Annotated in this window: 5 protein-coding genes and 1 pseudogene; all 6 read right to left on the bottom strand. The window is 37.2% G+C overall.

Annotation, left to right across the window (positions count from 1 at the left end; genetic code table 11):
• Positions 1–467, bottom strand: a pseudogene (locus tag OCF96_RS09780) (VirB4-like conjugal transfer ATPase, CD1110 family); the annotation flags it as partial.
• Positions 409–783 (bottom strand): hypothetical protein, encoded by a 375-nt coding sequence (locus OCF96_RS09775; protein ID WP_261447046.1) that lies wholly within the window; start codon positions 781–783, stop codon positions 409–411. The pseudogene OCF96_RS09780 and the gene OCF96_RS09775, both read right to left, overlap by 59 nt.
• 56 nt (positions 784–839) lie before the next feature.
• Positions 840–1589, bottom strand: coding sequence for a conjugal transfer protein TrbL (locus tag OCF96_RS09770; RefSeq protein ID WP_261447045.1), 750 nt, complete (start codon positions 1587–1589; stop codon positions 840–842).
• Between the two features lie 9 nt (positions 1590–1598).
• The gene (locus OCF96_RS09765) at positions 1599–1826 is read right to left on the bottom strand and encodes a hypothetical protein (RefSeq protein ID WP_050267431.1); all 228 of its coding nucleotides are present in this window, start codon (positions 1824–1826) and stop codon (positions 1599–1601) included.
• Between the two features lie 80 nt (positions 1827–1906).
• Complete coding sequence (locus tag OCF96_RS09760) at positions 1907–2329, bottom strand: hypothetical protein (protein WP_261447044.1); 423 nt, start codon at positions 2327–2329, stop codon at positions 1907–1909.
• A 71-nt stretch (positions 2330–2400) separates the two neighbouring features.
• Positions 2401–2905, bottom strand: a 505-nt coding sequence (locus OCF96_RS09755) for an LPXTG cell wall anchor domain-containing protein (RefSeq protein ID WP_261447043.1), incomplete at its 5' end; no start/stop codon positions are given.

The raw sequence follows: 2905 nt of genomic DNA, 5'->3' as shown, positions 1-2905 counted from the left end.
TGTTTTCGGTCATCCGCATTCGTTGAAATGGTCACATACTTATGTACCTCGAAGTTGTTAGCATGTGTTGTAAATCGTTCCTTAATCATCTCATTCAACTCCTCACGATAGTCATCGTAGCCATCGTTTGTTTCTTCAAACAAGATATTCTGCAAGGAGTTATCCGATACTCGACGGTTAATGACTAGGAGCTGGTAGTTACTGCCCTCATCCAGTGAATTAAGAGCATCCATCGTTGTATCGATGATGCTCTCTTTTTCATCTTGTTGAGCTGTCGAGTAAGAAGCATCCCCCAGCATAAAGCTACGAGAATACTTCTCACGTGCAATATGCATCAATCCATCTTCATGGAGCAGTGTATAATTGATGGTGTTTTGTGTCGTAGGTTTCATCTGGCGACGCAAACGATCAATTTTTTTCTTTTCTGCGTTTTCTAGTTTTTCTCTTTTGCTTTTGAATAAACTCATCTTTCGTATACATTCCTACCTTTCCAAATTCTGTCTCATAGGTTCGTTGTTGGATTCGGAAAAAGAAATTGATTTTTTCTTTAATCCGCATTCGCTTGGTCATGCCTGTACCGTACATTCCTCCAGGAACGACAAATAGAGCATCCCAAAGATAGATATACCAATCAGGTAGACCAAAGAAGTAAATAGCAATTGTCCCTGAGACAGCTATTAGCAAACACACGTATAGAACAAGCATTCTAGTAGTTAGGCTAAATAGAATTGGCTTGTCCTCATTTTCAAATTCTCTTAAAAATTCTGATCCAATTTTTTTCAATTAGTTTCCTTTCATAAAACATAACATTTATCAATTCTAATTTCTCTATACATGGATTATACTCCTAAAAGTTGTTTGGCTTTTCGACTAGTTCCAACAAGTGTAAAGATGTATATTACACCTTTAGCAATTGACGCAAAGGCTGTCCCCCAACTTCCGCTAGTTCCTGCTGCAACTTTTAACATATCTGTAGTGACTAAACCATTATATACAACAGATACTACAATTAGAATAACTCCGATAAAGGCTGAAGCTGCAAAATATTTCAGGAAGTTAATCGTGACAGTTCGTAAAGAATCCATCATAAAAAAAGCTACCAATAATGGAGCTAAAGCCTTAAGCATATACAAGTCTAAATACCTTAGGAAGATAATAATTCCAAGTATTATATTAGCTATAAATTCAGTTAGTCCACCGACTAGACCAAAAATCATTTTTTCAAACCAACCTTTGACAGCACCTTGCGCATATTGATATTTATCAAGTTGTGAAGGTACTACATGAGCAATTATCTTTACAATAATATTAAGTAATTCCAGAATGGCATCGCAAATTTGAGATGAGGCAGAAATCATGATGAGAGCAAATAAGTACTTCATCAAGGCCTCTAACCAGATCTTTTGGGTTAGCGAACCTCCTCTGGACTTGACCATTTGTGACCATGATGCCATTTCAAACCAGAAAAAAAGACCTAAAAGGATATACCCAATAGGTCTGACTGCATCAGCCATTATATTTACAGCTTGGTTTGTCGCAGAGCTGTAACTGGAAAGAGAACTAGTTAGCTCTCTAATATCTAAATTCATAGGCTACTCCTAAAATTTTAGTTGAGATAGTGCTGCAACGACTGCGGCCGCAATCCCTGCAGAAGCAACAGCCAAGAATGCACCATTAATCATAGAATCAGAACCATCATCTTGTCTTTGTTTATCTTTATTCTTTCTTCCTTGAACAAAGTCAACTGAGCCACTCCAGATCCAGAAAAGACCTGATATTGTTCCAACTACGCCGAGACCAGTAATAATTTTTGTAATAATTTCCATTTTGTTTTACCTCTTTTAATTTCTTTTTTATAACAAAAGGCACTGCAGAGATTTCTACAGTGCCAAACACAATACTATTTTTATAATTCATCAAATTCTTCACGATAAATCGTCCGAACAGTAGCTACTAGAAGAGTAAGTACTATCATAATCGGAATCTCAATATGTGGATAGGGAAGGAAATTAGTTCCACCTGCAGGTATTGGAAATTCATGAACTGCGCCATCAATCCAAGCACGTTGAACAAAACCCATAACATGAATTCCATACCATCGGAAAAAAGCATCTCCTACCGAAGGAGTAATCCAGTGTAAGATATCAATCAAAAGCCAAAAAGGCAAAAGCAGAACTAATCCAACACAACATTTAGATACAATCCAAAGTATGACAACTCCAAACGCTGATTTCACAACATTAATACACCAAAGAACGATATAAAAGGGAGCTGTAAAAATCCTAATGATAGCAACCCATAACCAGGAAAAATCACTCCCTAATTTCATAATCCTACTCCTCCACGATTTACCGTTATTATACCATAAAAATAGCTTATTTCAAAGGTTCCTAGAGTATTCTAAGCCTCTTTTTTCTTGCGCTTGCTGTAGAGCAAGCCTGTAGCAGTACCCCCCATTGCCAGACCAGCTAACAACAATTCTGCAGAAGCCTGCTCACCTGTAGATGGCAAGCTTCGTTCTGGTTGTTGCGGATGTTCTTCAGGAGTTTTTGGCTCTTCTGGAGTATGAGTCACAACCGTATTGGAAACAATTTCCACACCGTTAACTGTATGATAGTAAGTGTTTTCTACTGTTCCTGACTGAATGCGTGTCATTTGTAGATATACTTCCGCTTGAAACTCTGATGTATCTAAAATTGACTTCAAGAACGCATCATCAAAGCTAATATCTAATTTACCCTTAGCCTTGTCTACCACTTGACTTGTGAACTTAGTTAATTCATCACCAGCTTTAAATTTTTGGCCGTCACTTGTTTCAAAATCTACAACAGCAAATACCTTGTAAACACTCTGATAATCATCATGTGTCTCATCGTAGTCATCGCTAAATTTATACTCAAATAGC

Source organism: Streptococcus mitis (assembly GCF_946190065.1).
GTDB lineage: Bacteria > Bacillota > Bacilli > Lactobacillales > Streptococcaceae > Streptococcus > Streptococcus mitis_DE.
This window is presented reverse-complemented; position numbering and strand designations above follow the sequence as displayed.